The sequence below is a fragment of the Nocardioides panacis genome (assembly GCF_019039255.1).
Classification (GTDB): Bacteria; Actinomycetota; Actinomycetes; order Propionibacteriales; family Nocardioidaceae; genus Nocardioides_B; species Nocardioides_B panacis.
The window spans coordinates 3,793,660-3,812,918 of sequence record NZ_CP077062.1 but is presented as its reverse complement, the minus strand read 5'-3'; the positions used below and the strand labels follow the sequence as shown (position 1 = coordinate 3,812,918).

The 19,259-nt window shown below is 71.6% G+C and carries 13 protein-coding genes, 1 tRNA gene and 1 pseudogene; 11 read left to right on the top strand and 4 right to left on the bottom strand.

Annotation, left to right across the window (positions count from 1 at the left end; genetic code table 11):
• Window positions 1-4 precede the first annotated feature (4 nt).
• Window positions 5-586, bottom strand: coding sequence for a hypothetical protein (locus tag KRR39_RS26320; RefSeq protein WP_367303682.1), 582 nt, complete (start codon window positions 584-586; stop codon window positions 5-7).
• Window positions 587-728: 142 nt separating this feature from the next.
• Window positions 729-1,982, bottom strand: a pseudogene (locus KRR39_RS26315) (DEAD/DEAH box helicase); the annotation flags it as partial.
• Between the two features lie 56 nt (window positions 1,983-2,038).
• Between KRR39_RS26315 and KRR39_RS18590 the strand changes: the two are divergent.
• From KRR39_RS18590 to KRR39_RS18545, 10 genes are all read left to right on the top strand, one after another.
• On the top strand, window positions 2,039-2,377 hold the full coding sequence (locus tag KRR39_RS18590; protein ID WP_216938946.1) for an anti-sigma factor antagonist: 339 nt from the start codon (window positions 2,039-2,041) through the stop codon (window positions 2,375-2,377).
• A 4-nt stretch (window positions 2,378-2,381) separates the two neighbouring features.
• Complete coding sequence (locus tag KRR39_RS18585; RefSeq protein ID WP_216938945.1) at window positions 2,382-2,783, top strand: ATP-binding protein; 402 nt, start codon at window positions 2,382-2,384, stop codon at window positions 2,781-2,783.
• A 193-nt stretch (window positions 2,784-2,976) separates the two neighbouring features.
• A complete protein-coding gene (locus tag KRR39_RS18580) occupies window positions 2,977-5,286 on the top strand; it encodes a sodium-translocating pyrophosphatase (protein ID WP_216938944.1) in 2,310 nt (769 codons plus the stop codon).
• An 82-nt stretch (window positions 5,287-5,368) separates the two neighbouring features.
• Complete coding sequence (locus KRR39_RS18575) at window positions 5,369-6,865, top strand: DUF7059 domain-containing protein (RefSeq protein ID WP_254185252.1); 1,497 nt, start codon at window positions 5,369-5,371, stop codon at window positions 6,863-6,865.
• A 65-nt stretch (window positions 6,866-6,930) separates the two neighbouring features.
• Window positions 6,931-9,660 (top strand): type I DNA topoisomerase, encoded by a 2,730-nt coding sequence (topA, locus tag KRR39_RS18570; RefSeq protein ID WP_216938943.1) that lies wholly within the window; start codon window positions 6,931-6,933, stop codon window positions 9,658-9,660.
• A gap of 107 nt (window positions 9,661-9,767) precedes the next feature.
• Window positions 9,768-11,738, top strand: a complete 1,971-nt coding sequence (gene tmk / locus KRR39_RS18565) for a dTMP kinase (protein WP_254185251.1) — start codon at window positions 9,768-9,770, stop codon at window positions 11,736-11,738.
• Window positions 11,735-12,874: a DNA polymerase III subunit delta' gene (locus tag KRR39_RS18560; RefSeq protein WP_216938942.1), complete on the top strand. Its 1,140-nt coding sequence runs from the start codon at window positions 11,735-11,737 to the stop codon at window positions 12,872-12,874. Before tmk ends, KRR39_RS18560 begins: the two co-directional genes overlap by 4 nt.
• Before the next feature lie 31 nt (window positions 12,875-12,905).
• Window positions 12,906-14,462: an alpha/beta hydrolase gene (locus KRR39_RS18555; RefSeq protein ID WP_216938941.1), complete on the top strand. Its 1,557-nt coding sequence runs from the start codon at window positions 12,906-12,908 to the stop codon at window positions 14,460-14,462.
• A complete protein-coding gene (speB, locus tag KRR39_RS18550) occupies window positions 14,462-15,463 on the top strand; it encodes an agmatinase (RefSeq protein WP_216938940.1) in 1,002 nt (333 codons plus the stop codon). The genes KRR39_RS18555 and speB overlap by 1 nt, the downstream gene beginning before the upstream one ends.
• 73 nt (window positions 15,464-15,536) lie before the next feature.
• Window positions 15,537-15,612: transfer RNA gene (locus tag KRR39_RS18545), tRNA-Thr, on the top strand.
• Between the two features lie 96 nt (window positions 15,613-15,708).
• Here KRR39_RS18545 and KRR39_RS18540 read toward each other — a convergent pair.
• Window positions 15,709-16,395 carry a GntR family transcriptional regulator gene (locus KRR39_RS18540; RefSeq protein ID WP_216938939.1) on the bottom strand — a complete coding sequence of 229 codons (687 nt, stop codon included), beginning with the start codon at window positions 16,393-16,395 and terminating at the stop codon, window positions 15,709-15,711.
• A gap of 28 nt (window positions 16,396-16,423) precedes the next feature.
• Complete coding sequence (locus tag KRR39_RS18535) at window positions 16,424-16,930, bottom strand: VOC family protein (RefSeq protein ID WP_216942792.1); 507 nt, start codon at window positions 16,928-16,930, stop codon at window positions 16,424-16,426.
• Window positions 16,931-17,057: 127 nt separating this feature from the next.
• Between KRR39_RS18535 and KRR39_RS18530 the strand changes: the two genes are divergently transcribed.
• The gene (locus KRR39_RS18530; protein ID WP_216938938.1) at window positions 17,058-19,238 is read left to right on the top strand and encodes an alpha-ketoacid dehydrogenase subunit alpha/beta; all 2,181 of its coding nucleotides are present in this window, start codon (window positions 17,058-17,060) and stop codon (window positions 19,236-19,238) included.
• Window positions 19,239-19,259 lie beyond the last annotated feature (21 nt).

Below are 19,259 nucleotides of genomic sequence, written 5' to 3'. Positions count from 1 at the left end.
CGGCTCATCGCCGAGGGACTCCCCCCGAGGGCACCCGGCGACGCAGGAAGGACACCACCTGGTGGGTGACCCGGACGCCGCCGAGGCTGACCCGGGCCGCGCCCCAGGCGGCGTGCTCGCGCTCCTCGGTGATCTCGATGTCGGTGACCTCGCGGGCCGTGGTGCTGTAGCCCGGCTCGTCGAGCACCACGGTGGCGACCCGGTCCTCGAGGTCCAGCCCGAGCACGAGGTAGGTCTCGCCCTGGTGCAGGTAGACCGCGCCCTCGTGCACGGTGCCGTGCGACGAGCCGGCGTCCACGGTGCCCAGCAGCCGGCCGGTGCCGTCCTCGACCAGCCGCACCGGGGCACCTCCGGTGGAGCGCAGGTCGGCGAGGTCGCCGGCCCGGCTCCGGTCGGTCCAGTACCACGCGTGCCGCCGGCGGCGCAGCATCCCGGCCGCGGTCAGGGCCTCGACACCGTCGCGGGCCCGGGGCCCGAACAGCGGCAGGTCCTCCTCGGTCAGCGGCAGCTCGGAGGCCGCGGCGCACAGGTGCGGACCCAGCACGTAGGGGTTGTCCGGGTCGAAGACGTTGGCCTCCACCGGCACCCCGATCAGCGCCTCGGGGTGGTTGACGAGGTAGGTGTCCAGGGGGGTCGTCGCGGGCGACCAGCACCCCGAGGGCGTCCTGGCCGCCCCGCCCCGCCCGGCCGACCTGCTGCCACAGCGCCGCCCGGGTCCCGGGGAAGCCGGCCATCAGCACCGCGTCCAGACCGGACACGTCGATGCCGAGCTCGAGCGCGTTGGTCGCCGCCAGCCCGGTCAGCCGGCCCGAGCGCAGTGCCTGCTCGATCTCCCGGCGGTCCTCGGGCAGGTAGCCGCCGCGGTAGGCCGCGACCCGGTCCGCCAGCTCCGGGGCGACCTCGCCGAGCAGCCGCCGCGCGGTCATCGCCACCGATTCGGCGCCCCGGCGCGAGCGCACGAACGCCAGTGTCCGCACCCCGTCGACGACCAGGTCGGTCAGCAGGTCGGCGGTCTCGGAGGTGGCGGCGCGCCGGACGGGCGCGCCGTTCTCGCCGAGGTAGGACGCGAAGGGCGGCTCCCACAGGGCCAGCGTCACCTCGCCGCGGGCCGAGGAGTCCTCGGACACCGCGCGGACGGCGAGTCCGGTCAGCCGCGAGGCGGTGACGTCGGGCTCCGCGGCGGTGGCAGAGGCGAGCACGAACGTCGGCGAGGCGCCGTACGTCGCGCACACCCGGCGCAGCCGCCGGACGATCTGCGCGACGTGGGCGCCGAAGACGCCGCGGTAGTGGTGGCACTCGTCGATGACGACGTACTCCAGCAGGCCGAAGAACCGGGACCAGCGCTGGTGCCCCGGCAGCAGCGAGTGGTGCAGCATGTCGGGGTTGGTCAGGACGTACTCCGCGTGGTCACGGGCCCAGTCGCGCTGCTCGACCGACGAGTCGCCGTCGTGGGTGGTCGCGGCCAGCCCCGGGAGGCCGAGGCCGCGCACCGACCCGAGCTGGTCCTGGGCCAGCGCCTTGGTCGGGGACAGGTAGAGCGTGGTGGCGCCGCGCCGCCCGGAGCGCCCGCGCGCGGACTGGACCGCGCTCAGGGCCGGCAGCAGGTAGCCCAGCGACTTGCCCGAGGCGGTGCCCGTCGAGAGCACGACGTGCTCGCCGCGGTGCGCGGCCTCGGCGGCGTCGACCTGGTGCTGCCACGGCTCCGGGATGCCGCGGGCCCGCAGCGCCTCGACCAGCCCGGGGTCGGCCCACTCCGGCCAGGGCGCGCGGCGACCGGGGCGTGCCGGGATCACCTCGAGGTGGGTGAGGCTGTCCTCGCGGCCCGGGGTGAGCGCCAACCGGCTGACGACCGCCCGGGCGGGCGAGGCTGACACGTCGTTCACCACCCCCGGAGTGTCCCAAAGACCACCCCCGGCGGATCCGCTGGTCAGACCACCGACGCCCGCTTTTCCCGGAGTGTCCGCTGCTCTGCGGCGGTGCATGGTTGAATGATCGCCGGTACGAAGCAGCATCAGCCGACATCGGTGAGGAGTCGCACGTGGATCTGTCACTCGAGACGCGCCACGAAGATGGTCACACGATCATCGAGGTGGGCGGCGAGATCGACGTGTACACCGCTCCCAAGCTCCGTGACAAGATCACCGAGCTCGTCGGGAACGGCAACTACAACCTGGTCATCGACATGGAGAAGGTCGACTTCCTGGACTCGACCGGACTCGGCGTCCTGGTCGGCGGGCTCAAGAAGGTGCGCGCCCACGACGGCTCGATGCGCCTGATCTGCAACCAGGAGCGGCTGCTCAAGATCTTCCGTATCACCGGTCTGGCGAAGGTCTTCGCCATCCACGGGTCGCAGGCCGACGCGCTCGCCGAGCGGTAGAGCGGTGCCGGCCGGAGCGGCTCGGACCGCCACCGGGATCACCGTCGCCATCGCCCGGGACCCTGCATTGGTGCGCACGGTCCGGCTGGTCGCGGCCGCCGTCGCCCGTCGTGCCTCGCAGGACGAGGAGTTCGTCGAGGAGGTCCGCCTCGCCGTCGGCGAGGCCTGCGCGCTGCTGGTCGGTCAGGACAGCACCGACGTGGGGCCCGTCGAGGTCCGCATGCGGCTCGAGGACCGGCTGCGCGTCTCCGTCGCGGCGGCCGGCTCCATCGCCGCCCAGGACCCGCCCACCAGCGACATCGACGGCATCGAGCCGTGGGCCCTGCTGCGCGGCCTGATCGACGACTTCACGATCGCCCAGGACGACGACAGCACCGTGCTGTCCATGTCCTGGGCCCTCGTCTGAGCGCTCGGTTCTCCCGAGATCCCCTTGAAATGTGGGCTATCCCACATGTGTTGTCCTCGCGCGCCCTGCCGATCTCAGTAGACTCCCCGGCACAACGCCGCGTGAGGCAGGTCACACCGCCTGCACGCGGTGCGGTCCGTCGGACCGTGGACCAGATCATCGCCGGGCTTGAGCGCCCACAAGAGGAGGACGTATGTCCGGGCACATCTTTGCCGCCGAGACCGGTGGCGGGGCTGCGACCGTGGACCTGTCCGGAGGCAACCTGATACTCGTCGTCATCGTCGGCGTCATCGCGCTCGTCGCGCTGGTGATGGCCGTGGTGTTCCGAGGTCAGGTCCTTGCCGCTGGTGAAGGCACGGAGAACATGAAGACCATCGCGCGAGCGGTGCAGGAGGGGGCCAACGCCTACCTCACCCGGCAGTTCCGGACCCTGGCGATCTTCGCCGCCATCGCATTCTTCGCCCTGCTCGCCCTGCCCGCCGACGACCTGACGGTGCGGATCTTCCGCTCGGTGTTCTTCCTGGTGGGCGCGGGCTTCTCCGCCACGGTCGGCTACCTCGGGATGAACCTCGCCGTGCGCGCCAACCTGCGCGTCGCCGCGGCCGCCAACGCCGAGGGCCGGGAGCCGGCCATGACGATCGGCCTGCGGACCGGCGCCATGGTGGGCATGCTCACCGTCGGCCTCGGCCTGCTCGGCGCCAGCCTGGTGGTGCTGTTCTTCCAGGGCGAGGCGCCCAAGGTGCTCGAGGGCTTCGGCTTCGGCGCCGCGCTGCTCGCGATGTTCATGCGGGTCGGCGGCGGCATCTTCACCAAGGCCGCCGACGTCGGCGCGGACCTGGTCGGCAAGGTGGAGCAGAACATCCCCGAGGACGACCCGCGCAACGCTGCGACGATCGCCGACAACGTCGGTGACAACGTCGGTGACTGCGCCGGCATGGCGGCCGACCTGTTCGAGTCCTACGCCGTCACGCTGGTCGCCGCGCTGATCCTCGGCTCGCAGGTGTTCGGCGACAAGGGCCTGGTCTTCCCGCTGCTGATCCCCGCGATCGGGGCGCTGACCGCGGTGGCGGGTGTCTACCTGACCAAGCCCAAGGCCGGCGAGAACGGCCTGAAGACCATCAACCGGTCGTTCTACCTCTCCTCCGGCATCGCCGCGGTCGCCAGCATCGTGCTGTCCTTCCTCTACCTGCCCGGCAGCTTCGCCGAGTTCGGGCCGCAGTTCGCCTCCTTCGACGGCGACCCGCGGCTGATCGCCTCCACGGCGGTCGTCATCGGCATCGTGATGTCCTCGGGCATCCTGGCGCTGACCGGCTACTACACCGGCACCGAGCACCGCCCGGTCAAGGACGTCGGCGTCACCTCGCTGACCGGCGCCGCGACTGTGATCCTGTCCGGCCTCTCGGTCGGCTTCGAGTCCGCGGTCTACACCACGCTGGTGATCGGGGCGGCCGTCTTCGGCGCCTACCTCCTGGGTGGCGCGGCGCTGACCGTCTCGCTGTTCGCGGTGGCGCTGGCCGGCACCGGACTGCTCACCACGGTCGGCGTGATCGTCGCCATGGACACCTTCGGCCCGGTCTCCGACAACGCCCAGGGCATCGCGGAGATGTCCGGCGACGTGAGCGAGGAGGGCGCCCAGATCCTCACCGAGCTCGACGCGGTCGGCAACACGACCAAGGCGATCACCAAGGGCATCGCGATCGCCACCGCGGTGCTGGCGGCGACCGCGCTGTTCGGCTCCTACGCGACCTCCATCTACGAGGAGCTCGCCAAGGCCAACCCGACGGCCAAGGAGAGCAACCTGCTGGACTTCAGCGTGTTCAACCCGGCGGTGCTCGTCGGCGCGCTGCTCGGCTCGGCGGTGGTGTTCCTGTTCTCCGGCCTGGCCATCAACGCGGTCGCCCGGGCTGCCGGCGCGGTCGTCTACGAGGTCCGCCGCCAGTTCCGGGAGATCCCCGGGATCATGGAGGGCACCGGCCGTCCGGAGTACGGCAAGGTCGTCGACATCGTCACCAAGGACTCGCTGCGCGAGCTCGTGACCCCCGGCATCCTGGCGGTGCTGGCCCCGATCGCGGTCGGGTTCGGGCTCGGTGCCACCTCGCTGGCCGGCTTCCTGGCCGGCGCGATCGCCACCGGCACCCTGATGGCCGTGTTCCTGGCCAACTCCGGCGGCGCCTGGGACAACGCCAAGAAGCTCGTCGAGGACGGCCACCACGGCGGCAAGGGGTCCCCGGCCCACGAGGCGACGATCATCGGCGACACGGTCGGCGACCCGTTCAAGGACACCGCCGGCCCGGCCATCAACCCGCTGATCAAGGTGATGAACCTGGTCTCCCTGCTGATCGCCACCGCGGTGGTCAGCCTCTCGGTGGGCGACAACCAGAACGACCCGGTGCGGATCCTGATCGCGGTCGTGGCGGTGGCGATCATCGCCGCGGCGATCGTCGTCTCGAAGCGCCGCTCGGTCAGCATCGGCGACCCGGTCGAGGCGCCCGCCACGCGCTGACCGGCACCGCCGCTGCACCCTCGACGACCCGTCTGCCCCGGCAGGCGGGTCGTCGTCGTCGGTCCCCCCTAGGGTGACAGGCGTGGACCTCCTCGCACCCGACCTCGTCGACCGCCTCCGCTCCGCCCTGGAGCGCACCGGCTTCGGGTACGACGAGGTGGCCGACCTGCTCGGTCCCATGGCGCACGCCGCGCTGTCGCGCAACGAGACCACCCCCGGGCTGCGCGCCACGGCCGGCGGCTCGCCCCTGGAGACGCTGGTCCGGCTCTGGCCGCTGCAGGCGCCGGTGTCCCGCGAGGCGGCCGACCGGGCGCTGCCCGGGCTGGTCGACGCCCTCGCGGCGGCGCACCTGCTCGAGGTCTCCGGCGGCGAGGTCCGGGCGCTGGTCGACGTACGCCCCTACGCCGACGACGGCCGCGGCTGGTGGGTGGTCAGCGACCTGACCCCGGGCCTGGACGGAGCGCCCATCGACGTCGGCGCCGACCACGTCCTCGGGATCAGCTCCGCGTCCTCCTCGCTGGCCCAGCTGACTGTGCGCGAGCCGTTCGCCCGGGCCCTGGACCTCGGCACCGGCTGCGGCGTGCAGGCCCTGCACCTCGCCGAGCACGTCGACGACATCGTCGCCACCGACGTCAACGAGCGGGCGCTGGCGATGACCCGGCTGAACGCCGCGCTGAACCGGGTGCGCGTCGACGTCCGCGCGGGCAGCCTGTTCGAGCCGGTCGCCGGCGAGCGGTTCGACCTGGTGGTCACCAACCCGCCGTTCGTGGTGTCGCCGGCCACCGACGCGCGGCTGGTCTACCGCGACTCCGGGCTGCCCGGCGACGAGATGGTCCGCCGGGTGGTCACCCGGGCGCCCGCGCACCTGAACCCCGGCGGCTGGGTGCAGGTGCTCGCGAACTGGGTGCACCGGCGCGGGGAGCCCTGGCAGGACCGGGTCGGCGGCTGGCTCGAGGGCAGCGGCTGCGACGCCTGGGTCGTGCAGCGCGAGGTGGCCGACCCCGCGGAGTACGTCGAGCTGTGGCTCAAGGACGCCGGCGTGCACGGGCGTCCCGACTACGCCCGCCGGTACGACGCCTGGCTGGCGTGGTTCGCCGAGCAGGACATCGAGGCCGTGGGCTTCGGGTGGCTGCACCTGCGCCGCACCGGTCACCAGGGTCACCCGGACCGGTCGCCGGTCCTGCACCTGGAGGAGTGGCCCTTCGAGATCGAGCAGCCCCTCGGCCGCGAGGTCGCCGAGCGGGCCCGTCGTACCGACTTCCTGGCGGCCGCCGACGACGAGGCGTTGCTCGCCGCCCGGCTGGAGGTCCGGGTGGACGTCCGCCAGGAGACCGTCGGGGAGGTCGGGGCCGGCGAGCCGGAGACCATCGTGCTGCGCCAGCAGCGCGGGATGCGACGCGCCCGGCGGGCCGACACCGTCGAGGCCGGTCTGGTCGGGGCGTGCGACGGGGACCTCACGGTCGGCCAGATCCTGGACGCCCTGGCCACGCTGCTGGACGAGGACGCGACCGCGCTGCGGAGGGACCGGACGCCTGCCGTCCGCGACCTCGTGGCGGACGGGTTCCTCACCCCGGCGTGACGGGTCGCGCGGCACCAGGCGCTACCGTGTCACCGCGAACACGTACTGAGGGAGCCTGAGAAGAGTTGGCGAAGAAAACAGGTGCCGCTGGCGGCACCGGGCACAAGCTGGTCATCGTCGAGTCGCCTGCCAAGGCGAAGACGATCGCCGGCTACCTGGGCAACGGCTACGTCGTGGAGTCCTCGATCGGGCACATCCGCGACCTCCCGCAGAGCGCGGCCGACGTGCCCGCCAAGATCAAGGGCGAGCCCTGGGCCCGCCTCGGCGTGGACGTCGACAACGACTTCACGCCCTACTACGTGGTGTCCCGGGACAAGAAGTCCCACATGACCAAGCTCAAGGGGCTGCTCAAGGACGCCTCCGAGCTCTTCCTCGCCACTGACGAGGACCGCGAGGGCGAGGCCATCGCGTGGCACCTGCTCGACGAGCTGAACCCGAAGGTCCCGGTCCGCCGGATGGTCTTCCACGAGATCACCCCCCAGGCGATCAACGCCGCGGTCGACAACCCCCGCGACATCGACATGGACCTCGTCGAGGCGCAGGAGGCCCGCCGGATCCTGGACCGGCTCTACGGCTACGAGGTCTCCCCGGTGCTGTGGAAGAAGGTCATGTCCGGCCTGTCCGCGGGCCGCGTGCAGTCCGTCGCGACCCGGCTGGTGGTCGACAAGGAGCGCGACCGGATCGCGTTCCGGACCGCGGGCTACTGGGACCTCGAGGGCACCTTCGACGCCGGCGCCCAGCACGACGAGCGGATGTTCCCCGCCAAGCTGCACTCGATCGACGAGATGCGGGTGGCCCGGGGCAGCGACTTCACCTCGCTCGGCGAGCTCAAGGCCGGCGCGAACGTCGTGCACCTGGACCGCACCCGGGCCGAGGCCCTGGTCGCGGGCCTCGACGACACCACGTTCGAGATCCGCTCGGTGGAGGCCAAGCCCTACCGCCGCCAGCCCTACGCGCCGTTCCGCACGACAACGCTGCAGCAGGAGGCCTCCCGCAAGCTGGGCTACACCGCCTCGCGCACCATGTCGGTCGCCCAGCGGCTGTACGAGAACGGCTTCATCACCTACATGCGCACGGACTCCACCACGCTGTCGGAGACCGCCATCACCGCCGCGCGCAACCAGGCCCGGGAGCTGTACGGCGCGGAGTACGTGCCGGACCAGCCGCGGTCCTACACCTCCAAGGTCAAGAACGCCCAGGAGGCCCACGAGGCGGTGCGCCCGGCCGGGGAGAACTTCCGCACCCCGGCCCAGACCGGTCTGACCGGTGACGAGTTCCGGCTCTACGAGCTGATCTGGATGCGCACCGTCGCCTCCCAGATGAAGGACGCCGAGGGGCGCAGCGTCACCGTGCGCCTCGGTGGTCCGGCCGCGAGCGGGGAGGACGTGGTGTTCTCCGCCTCCGGCCGGGTGATCACCTTCCACGGCTTCCTCAAGGCGTACGTCGAGGGGTCCGACGACCCGGACAGCGACACCGACGACCGGGAGACCCGGCTGCCGAACGTGTCCGAGGGCGACGCCGTCAGCGCCGCCAGCATCACCGCCTCGGGCCACCAGACCAAGCCGCCGGCCCGCTACACCGAGGCCTCCCTGATCCGCGAGCTCGAGGAGCGGCAGATCGGCCGCCCGTCGACGTACGCCTCGATCATCGGCACGATCCTGAACCGCGGCTACGTGTACAAGAAGGGCACCGCGCTGGTGCCGGCGTGGCTGGCGTTCTCGGTGATCAGGCTGCTCGAGGAGCACTTCACCCGGCTGGTGTCCTACGAGTTCACCGCCAGCATGGAGGACGTGCTCGACGAGATCGCCGGCGGCCGTCGCGACCGCAACGCCGAGCTGGCGTCGTTCTACTTCGGCGACGGCGACGTGGAGGGCCTCAAGCAGCTCGTCACCGAGCTCGGGGACATCGACGCCCGCGAGCTGGCCACGTTCCCGATCGCCGACGGCATCGAGCTGCGGGTCGGCCGCTACGGCCCCTACATCGAGGCCCCCGGCCCCGAGGACGGCGACGGCGCCCCGATCCGCGCCAACGTGCCCGAGGACCTGCCGCCCGACGAGCTCACGCTCGAGAAGGCCCGGGAGCTGCTGGCCAACCCGGCCGGCGAGGAGACCCGCCTCGGCGAGGACCCCGAGTCCGGCCTGGTGATCGTCGCGAAGAACGGCCGCTACGGCCCCTACGTCACCGAGCTGCTGCCCGAGGACGCGAAGAAGTCGGCCAAGCCGCGCACCGGCTCGCTGTTCAAGTCGATGAACCTGGACACGATCTCGCTCGAGGACGCGCTCAAGCTGCTCACGCTGCCCCGCGTGGTCGGGGTGGACCCGGAGACCGGTGACGAGATCACCGCACAGAACGGTCGCTACGGCCCGTACCTCAAGAAGGGCACCGACTCCCGGTCGATCGACTCCGAGGAGAAGCTGCTGACGATCACGCTGGAGGAGGCCCAGGCGATCTACGCCCAGCCGAAGCAGCGGGGCCGGGCCGCGGCCGACCCGGGCAAGGAGGTCGGCACCGACCCGGTCAGCGGGCAGGTGGTCCGGCTCAAGAGCGGCCGGTTCGGCACCTACGTCACCGACGGCGAGTTCAACGCGACGCTGCGCCAGGGCGACGACGAGGAGACGCTGACCATCGAGCGGGCGGCCGAGCTGCTGGCCGAGCGGCGCGCGAAGGGTCCGGCGAAGAAGGCGGCCAAGAAGGGCGCCAAGAAGGCCGCGAAGAAGACCCCGGCGAAGAAGACGGCCGCGAAGAAGACGGCCGCGAAGAAGACGGCGAAGACCGCCACCGCCAAGAAGGGCTGACCCGCATCCGGACCGGGGTCACCCGTAGGGTGATCCCGTGACTGAGCGGGCGGCCGAACGAGGCGTGGGGGGAGCTGCGCAACGCGCCCGACCACTCCCTCGCCGCGGTGCTGCGGATCCGGGACTTCCGCAACCTGTGGATCGGCCTGGGGCTCTCCAGCCTCGGCGACTGGATGGGCCTGCTGGCGCTGACCGCGATGGCCAACGCGAGCGCCGAGTCCTACGCGGGCAAGAACTACGCGATCGCCACCGTGCTGTTCCTGCGGGTGCTGCCCGCGCTGGTGATGGGCCCGATCGCGGGGTACGTCGCGGACAAGCTGGACCGCCGCCGCACGCTGATCTGGGGCGACTACCTGCGCGGCGCGCTGTTCGTGACGATCCCGATCGTCGGCCAGCTCTGGTGGATCTTCGTGGTGACCGTGCTGGTCGAGGCGGTCAGCCTGGTGTGGGGCCCCGCCAAGGACGCCACCGTGCCCAACCTGGTGCCCCGGCACCGGCTCGAGGCCGCGAACCAGATCAGCCTGGCCACGACCTACGGCTCGGCCCTGCCGGCGGCCGCCGTCTTCGCCGGGCTGACCCTGGTCGACAAGTTCTACCGGCACGTGTTCGACGGCTTCATCGGCGGCCCGGTCGACCTCGCGCTGTACTTCAACGCGGTCTCCTTCATCGTCTCCGGCTTCGTGATCACCCGGCTCAAGCACATCCCGTCCGGCCCCGCGTCGGTCGACCCCGAGAGCAGCGCGCTGAAGGTGGTCCTCGACGGCTGGAAGTACGTCGCCACCACGCCCGTCGTACGCGGCCTGGTGATCGGGATCGTCGGGGCGTTCGCCGCCGGCGGCGTGGTGATCGGGCTGGCCCGCACCTTCGTCTCCGACCTGGGCGGTGGCGACTCCGGCTACGGCGTGCTGTTCGGGACCGTCTTCGCGGGCCTGGGCCTCGGCATGTGGCGCGGCCCGCGGCTGCTCCAGGGGCTGTCCCGGCGCCGGCTGTTCGGCATCGCGCTCACGCTCACCGGCCTGCTGCTGTTCCCGCTCGCCCTGGTCCAGCAGCTGCCCGTCGTCGTCGGGATCACCGCGGTGCTCGGCTTCTTCGCCGGCGTCGGGTGGATCACCGGCAACACGATGCTCGGCCTGGAGGTGCCCGACGAGGTGCGCGGCCGGACCTTCGCGTTCGTCGGCTCGATGATCCGGCTCGCGCTGGCGCTGGTGCTGGCCGTCTCGCCGCTGCTGGCCGGGCTGATCGGCACCCACACCCTGGGCCCGCTCGACGAGTTCGGCCACCCCTACCTGGTCTACAACGGCGCCGCGTTCACGTTCCTGATCGCCGCCGTGCTGATGACGGCTGTCGGTGTGGCGTCCTACCGTCAGATGGTCGACCGGAACGGACCCTCGCTGATGACCGAGCTGCGGCACTCCTTCACCGGGTCGGCGGGGGTCTACTCCGCCACCGGGTGCTTCGTCGCGTTCGAGGGCGGCGAGGGCGCCGGCAAGTCCACCCAGTCGCAGCGGCTGCGCGAGTGGCTCGAGGCCGACGGGTACGACGTGGTGCTGACCCGCGAGCCCGGGGCCACCGAGGTCGGCGCCAAGCTCCGCACGATCGTGCTCGACCCGGCGACCGGCGACATCTCGCCCCGCACCGAGGCGTTGCTCTACGCCGCCGACAAGGCCGAGCACGTCGACCGGGTGGTCGCCCCGGCGCTGGCCCGCGGGGCGGTCGTCGTCACCGACCGCTACGTCGACTCCACGCTGGCCTACCAGGGCGCCGGGCGGGCGCTGGTCGACCGGGAGGTGGAGCGGATCGCCCGCTGGGCCACCGACGACCTGCGCCCGAACCTCACGGTGCTGCTCGACCTGCCGCCCCAGCAGGGGCTGACCCGGTTCGTGGAGCGCGACCGGATCGAGGCGGAGTCCGTGGACTTCCACGAGCGGGTGCGTGACGGGTTCGTGCACCTCGCCGGCAACGCCCCCGAGCACTACCTCGTCGTCGACGCGCGGCGGCCGGTCGACGAGATCGCCGAGGAGATCCGGCACCGGCTGCGCCCGCTGCTCGACCACGCGGTCCGGCGGGCGGACGCGTGAGCGGAGTCTGGGCGACCCTCGTCGGCCAGGAGCACGCGGTCGCGCCCCTCAAGGCGGCCGTGGCCGGCCAGGGCATGACGCACGCCTGGCTGTTCACCGGTCCGCCCGGGTCCGGCCGCTCCAACGTGGCGCTGGCGTTCGCCGCCGCGCTGCAGTGCGAGCGCGGGACCGGCTGCGGGGAGTGCCACGCCTGCCGCACCGCCCTGGCCGGGTCGCACCCCGACGTGAGCATCACCCGCTCGGAGACCTCGGTGCTCTACATCGACGACATGCGCGAGCTGGTGCACCGCTCGGCGCTGTCCCCGGTCGAGCGGCGCCACCAGGTGATGGTGATCGAGGACGCCGACCGGCTCGGCGAGCGCACCGGCAACACCCTGCTCAAGGCGATCGAGGAGCCGACCCCGAAGACCGTCTGGCTGCTGTGCGCGCCGACCATCGAGGACGTCCTGCCGACGATCCGCTCCCGCTGCCGCAACGTCACGCTGGCCACGCCGACCGCCCGGGAGGTGACCCGGTTCCTGGTCGAGCAGCACGGCGTCGGGGAGTCCGTCGCGGCCTTCGCGGCCCGGGCCAGCCAGGGCCACATCGGCCGCGCCCGGGCGCTGGCCACCGACGAGAAGACCCGCAACCGGCGCCGCGAGGTGGTCTCGCTGCCCGGCGGCCTGACCTCGCTCGGCGCCTGCATGAACGCCGCGGCCAACCTGGTCGACATCGCCAAGGACGAGACCGCCTCGCTCACCGAGCGCAGCAACGCCCGGGAGCAGACCGAGCTCGAGGCGCTCTACGGCGACGACCGCAAGGCCAAGACCTCGCGCGCCTACCGCGCCGGCCTCAAGGAGCTCCAGCACAGCCAGAAGCAGCGCGAGAAGCGCCGGGTGATGGACGTGATCGACCGCGGGCTGATGGACATCATGTCGGTCTACCGCGACGCGATCACCCTGCAGACCGGGGCCCGCGGCGACCTGGTCAACGAGGAGGTCCGCGACCAGGTCGAGGACCTGGCCCGCCGGTCCAGCCCGGAGCAGAACATCCGCCGGATCGACGCGATCTTCACCGCCCGCAACCAGATGATGGAGTTCAACACCACCCCGCTGCTGGCGCTCGAGTCGATGATGGTCGAGCTGCGGATCCGCTGAGCCGCCAGGGCGGGTCTCCTAGAGTGGTGGCGTGACCCAACCCCGCCGACGTGGCGTCGTACTCCTGGCCGTGCTGGCGCTGCTGCTCTCCGGGTGCGGCCTCCTCGGCACCGGCGACCGGAAGGCCGCGGAGAAGCCGTCGCTGACCCCGAGCCCGATCGCGTCGAGCGGGCCGTCGGCGACCGCGACCGCCGACGCGGGCCTGCGGTCCTTCTACGAGCAGAAGCTCGACTGGCGCTCGTGCCGCGGCGGTGACCGGTGCACGACCCTGACCGTGCCGCTGGACTACGCGAAGCCGCAGGGCCGCACGATCAAGCTGCAGGTGCTCAAGGTGCCCGCGACCAGCGCCGGGCGCCGGCTCGGCTCGATGGTGGTGAACCCGGGTGGCCCCGGCGCCTCCGGCGTGGACTACGCCGCCGGCGCGTCGTCCTCGTTCGGCTCGGAGCTGCTCGGCTCCTTCGACGTCGTCGGGTTCGACCCGCGGGGCGTCGGCACCAGCGACCCGCTGACCTGCGCGGGCACCAAGGAGCTCGACGACCTGATCGCCTCCGACCCCGACCCGGACACCGCCGCCGAGACCGCGCACTCCGACGAGCTGCTCACCCGGCTCGGCCAGGGCTGCCTCCGGGAGAGCGGCGCGCTGGTCCGGCACATGTCCACCGTCGAGGTGGCCAAGGACGTCGACGTCCTGCGCGCGGCGCTCGGGGACAGGAAGCTGACCTACTTCGGTGCCTCCTACGGCACCGCGATCGGGGCCACCTACGCCGGGCTGTTCCCCGGGCGGGTCGGCCGGATGGTGCTCGACGGGGCCCTGGACCCCTCGATCTCGACCGTCCAGCAGAGCCTGGTCCAGGCCAGGGGCTTCGAGGTCGCGCTGCGGGCCTACGTCGGCGCCTGCGTCGACCGCGGCGGCTGCTTCCTCGGGAAGAGCGTCGACGCCGGGACCCAGCGGATCCGGACCTTCCTCGATGACGTGGAGAAGAAGCCGCTGACCGGCACCGCCTCCCGCCGGCTCGAGTCCGGCAACGCGCTTGTCGGGGTCTGGCTGCCGCTCTACAACAAGGGCTACTGGCCGATCCTCGACCAGGCGCTGCAGTCCGCGTTCGCCGGCAACGGCGCGCAGCTGATGGCGCTGGCCGACGCCTACGTCTCGCGCGGCCCGGACGGCTACCAGAGCAACTCCCTCGAGGTGCTCTACGCCGTCAACTGCCTCGACCACGACGACGGGGTGCCGAGCTCCGAGGTGGAGAAGTACGTCCCCCGCTTCGAGAAGGCGTCCCCCACCTTCGGCCGGGCGTTCGCCTACGGGCTCTCCGCCTGCGAGAACTGGCCGGTCCACACCGGCCGGACAGGCGCGCCGATCAAGGCCCCGGGCGCCGCCCCGATCATGGTGGTCGGCACCACCCGTGACCCGGCGACGCCGCTGGTCTGGGCCGAGGCGCTGGCCCACCAGCTCGACTCCGGGGTGCTGGTCAAGCGGGACGGCGACGGGCACACCGGCTACAAGTCCGGGAACTCCTGCGTCGACACCGCCGTCGAGTCCTACCTCGTGCAGGGCACCGTCCCGAAGGCCGAGGTGGACTGCTGATGGCGAGGTACGGCCCCCAGTACGGCCCGGACATCACCTTCCTCGGCGTGGACCGCTGCGCGCTCGACGACCCCGCGACGTACGCCGGTGCGGACGTGGTGATCGTGGGGGCGCCGTTCGACGGAGGTACGTCGCACCGGCCCGGCACCCGGTTCGGCCCGATGGCGATCCGGCAGACCGACTACCTGCCGCACGACGGCTCCCGCCCGCACCTCGCCCTCCGGGTGGACGCCCTGCAGGACCTCCGCGTGCTGGACGCCGGCGACGTGGAGATGTACTCCGGCGACGTCGAGCGCTCGATCGCCTCGCTGGAGGAGGCCGTGCACACCGTGGCGGCGGCGGGCGCCGTACCTCTCGTGCTCGGCGGCGACCACACCATCGCGCTGCCGGACGCGACCGGGGTCGCCCGGCACCACGGCTTCGGCAGGGTGTCGATGCTGCACTTCGACGCCCACGCCGACACCGGCGACATCGAGTTCGGCTCGCTCTACGGGCACGGCCAGCCGATGCGCCGGCTGATCGAGTCCGGGGCGCTGCGCGGCGACCGCTTCCTGCAGATCGGGCTGCGCGGCTACTGGCCGCCGCCCGAGACGCTGTCGTGGATGGCCGAGCAGAACATGCGGTCCTACGAGATGACCGAGATCGGCAGCCGCGGCCTGGACACCTGCCTGACCGAGGCGTTCGGGATCGCCCTGGACGACTGCGACGGCGTGTTCCTCTCCGTCGACGTGGACGTCTGCGACCCCGGACACGCGCCCGGCACGGGTACGCCGGAGCCGGGCGGCCTCTCGGCCCGCCAGCTGCTCGACTCGGTGCGCCGGATCTGCCTGGAGCTGCCGGTCGTCGGCCTGGACATCGTCGAGGTCTCCCCGCCCTACGACCACGCCGAGATCACCGCGGCGCTCGCGAACCGGGTCGCCCTGGAGGCGCTCTCCGGGATGGCGGCGCGACGGCGCGGGCTGTCCCACGACCCCGCCGGACCGCTGCTCGAGGGCCGCTGACGGCCGGATTCGGCAGCCGGGTCGGTCTTTCGTATACTCGTCCGGCGTGCCCGGCTGTCAGGTCGGGCACTGCGCCGCCTTAGCTCAGTCGGTAGAGCGTCTCACTCGTAATGAGAAGGTCGTCGGTTCGATTCCGACAGGCGGCTCCAGCACAGTCCCGGGCCAGTCGGTCCGTGAGGCAGAGCGTCCGCAGGCTGGCCAGCCCCTCCGGGTGCAGCCGAGGAGCGGCAGGGGTCGGCCTGCCGCTAGCCCGACTCGGCAGCCGTTGGTTCCTGCGGGAACAGCTCGGAGTGGCTCGCCAGCGCCACGCGCGTCCGCCGGATGTGCATGCCCAGGACGGTGCTCGCTGTCACCGCGTCCCGGCGAGTAAGCGCTTCGAGGAGCAACCGGTGCTCGGCCGCGATGATCCAGGATCCCTGGCTCTTGGAGAGCTCGACGAACGCGCGCCGGTAGTGCTGGGTCGTGTCCCAGAGGCGCTCGATCATGGACGCCAGCTGGGGTGCGGAGTGCCGGCTGTAGGACAACCAATGGAACTTGCGGTCCAGGAACAAGAACCGCTCGACGTTGTCGTTGGACTCGATCTCGTCCTGGACGGATCGCATCTTGTCGAGGTCCTCATCCGTGAGGCGTGGAAGGCTGTTCGTCAGGAGGAGGGGCTCCACTCGTTCCCGGATCTCGTAGGAGAGATCGAGGTCGGACAGGCTCATCTGGGCAACCCAGGCGCCGGAGTTCGCCTTCAACGTGACGAGTCCTCGGGACTCGAGCATGCGGAGCGCCTCGCGGACCGGTAGTCGGCTGGCCCCGAGCTCGTCCGCGAGCTCGTCCTGCTTGATCCTGGCGCCGGGCGGCAGCATCCCCGTGAGGATCCGGTCGGCCACGATGTCGGAGATCCGCTGGCTGGCGACGGGGGACCGGTCCTGTGGCAGCGTCATGGACAGCTCCTTCCAGGTGCCGGTGGCTCTAGTCGAAGGCGGCTGGGTCGTGGTCGAAGGCCTTGCCGTGCGGGTAGGAGACTAGCTCGAACTGCAGGCCCCACGGTGAGAGGAAGTAGACCCACCGTTGGCCTTCGCTGGGACCGCGGCTGGTCGTGGGTTCGCCGAGGACCTCGATGCCCTCCGCCAGGAGCGCCGCGACCGCCCCGTCCAGGTCGTCGACGTACAACGCGATGTGGTGGCCCCCGACGTCGCTGTTGCGTGGCGGTACGGCGTTCTGGTCGGCGGCGTCGTACCGGAAGACCTCGAAGATCGCCTGCCCGCCGAGGCGGTAGAACCGGAGCTGGCGCATCACCGTCGTGTCGTCGACACCGAGGTGCTCGCTCATCCAGTGGCCCGAGTCCGCGAACGGTCCGAGCCGGTAGAGGTAGTCGCAGCCCAGGACCCGCACGAAGAAGTCGTGCGCGGCCTCGAGGTCCGGCACGGTCACCCCGATGTGGTCCACGCGACGCACGCCGGTCAGCACTGTGTCCATCGTCACCCAGCTCCCTTGAAATGGATCCATTGAATGGTCTACGCTGCCGACACTAACCGCATTCCCGGGCCGCACGCGAGCACGAGAACCAAACTGTGGATCCAATAATGCCGTGGAGGCTGTCGCTATGCCGAGTCACGAGGACCTCTCCGCCGCTGCGCCGTGGGTGCAGCTGAGCACGAACGCCGAGGACTGGGCGACCGCGGACCCGGACCTGTTGCGGACGCTGTTCAGCCGGACGCAGTGGATCCGCTCGTTCGAGGAGTACGTGCTGGAGCTCGCCGGCCAGGGACTGGTCCACGGCCCGGCGCACTCCAGCATCGGGCAGGAGGCAGGCGCGGCCGGCTCGATCCTGCCGCTGCGCTCCGACGACTTCGTGAACGGCTCCCACCGAGGACACCACCAGTTCCTGGCGAAGGCGTTCGGTCACGTCACCCTGGCCAAGTCGGGTTCGCTGCCCGAGCTGACCCAGGACGTGCGCGAGGTGCTCCGTCGCACGCTCGCCGAGATCTGCGGGCTCGCCGACGGCTTCTGCCGGGGACGTGGCGGTTCCATGCACCTCCAGTGGCGGGAGGCCGGCGCGATGGGCACCAACGCGATCGTCGGCGGCGGCGTTCCCCAGGCGGCCGGCTTCGCGTTCAACCAGAAGCGGTCCGGGACCGACGCCGTCACCGTCACCTACTTCGGCGACGGCGCCGTCAACATCGGCTCCGTGCTCGAGAGCTTCAACCTGGCGGCCGCCTGGAAGCTCCCGGTCTGCTTCTTCATCGAGAACAACCAGTACGCCGTGTCCACGCCCGTCGCCGCCGCCACCGCGGAGACTCGGGTGTCCGCGCGCGGCCCCGGCTTCAACATCCCGAGCTGGCGGGTGGACGGGATGGACGCGCTGGCAGTCCACCTGGCCATGACCGAGGCCCTGGAGCACATGCGCGCGGGCAACGGTCCCACGATCATCGAGGCCGACCTCTACCGCTACTTCCACCAGAACGGCCCGTACCCCGGGAGCGCGTTCGGCTACCGGGACAAGGCCGAGGAGAAGCTCTGGAGGGACCGCGACCCGCTGCTGCAGCTCCGCGAGCACCTCCTGGCCCGGGAGCTGTGCACCGAGGCGGAGCTCCAGGGCGTCGCCGACGAGGTGGACCAGGTGATGAAGGACATCGGCGACGCACTGCTCGAGCCCGTGCCCGACGGCAAGCCCGGGCAACGTCGGATCATCGGGTCGCTCTGGCCCGACCCCGGCTTCGTCGACGTGGGGATCCGCGGTGACCTGAGCGAGCTGGAGTCGAGCCGCTACGAGGAGCTGGACACCTACGACGGTGAGCTCGCCGAGCGCAAGTTCATCGACGTGGTCTCCGACGTCATGGCCCGACGCATGGAGACCGACGAGTCGGTCATCGTCCTGGGTGAGGACGTCAACGGTCTCAAGGGCGGCACCAACGGCGCGACGAAGCGCCCGCTGGAGCTCTTCCCGGACCGCGTGCTGGGGACGCCGATCAGTGAGAACGCGTTCGCCGGCCTGGGCGGCGGGATGGCGCTGGACGGCCGGTTCCGCCCGGTCGTGGAGTTCATGTACGCGGACTTCATGTGGGTGGCTGCGGACCAGCTGTTCAACCAGGTGGCCAAGGCGCGGCACATGTTCGGCGGGGACAACGACGTGCCGTTCGTGCTGCGCAGCAAGCTGGCGGCCGGCACCGGGTACGGCTCGCAGCACTCGATGGATCCCGCCGGGGTGCTGACCACGGCCCCCGGTCTCCGGGTGGTCGCGCCCTCCACGCCCTTCGACTACGTGGGGCTGATGAACACCGCGATGGCGTGCAACGACCCGGTCGTCGTGCTCGAGCACGTGGACCTCTACGCGGCCGTCGGGACCGCCCCGGTGGACGACCTCGACTACCGCATCCCGGTCGGCAAGGCAGCCGTACGGCGGGAGGGATCGGACTTGACCGTCATCTCCTACCTCTCGATGGTGGGTCACTGCGCGGAAGCTCTCGACCAGGTCCCGGAGGTGTCGGCAGACCTGATCGACCTGCGCTGGCTCGACCGGGCGTCGATCGACTGGGACACGATCGAGGCCAGCGTGCGCAAGACCAACCGGGTCCTGATCGTCGAACAGGGTGCGATCGGCACGTCGTACGGACGGTGGCTGGCCGACGAGATCCAGCTCCGGCTGTTCGACTGGCTCGACGCCCCCATCGAGCGGGTCACCGGGGCCGAGGCCTCGCCGAGCATCAGCAAGGTGCTCGAACGCGCCGCGATTGCCAGGACCGAAGAAGTCGTGGCCGCGCTCCGCGCCGTGACCACGAGCTGACGAGACGACAGAGGAGCGAGA

Excerpts from the sequence above, each read along its gene's own strand:
- speB (WP_216938940.1), top strand. The coding sequence starts at position 14,462 with ATGGCGAGGTACGGCCCCCAGTACGGCCCGGACATCACCTTCCTCGGC.
- KRR39_RS18580 (WP_216938944.1), top strand. The coding sequence starts at position 2,977 with ATGTCCGGGCACATCTTTGCCGCCGAGACCGGTGGCGGGGCTGCGACC.
- KRR39_RS18530 (WP_216938938.1), top strand. The coding sequence starts at position 17,058 with ATGCCGAGTCACGAGGACCTCTCCGCCGCTGCGCCGTGGGTGCAGCTG.
- KRR39_RS18535 (WP_216942792.1), bottom strand. The coding sequence starts at position 16,930 with ATGGACACAGTGCTGACCGGCGTGCGTCGCGTGGACCACATCGGGGTG.
- KRR39_RS18540 (WP_216938939.1), bottom strand. The coding sequence starts at position 16,395 with ATGACGCTGCCACAGGACCGGTCCCCCGTCGCCAGCCAGCGGATCTCC.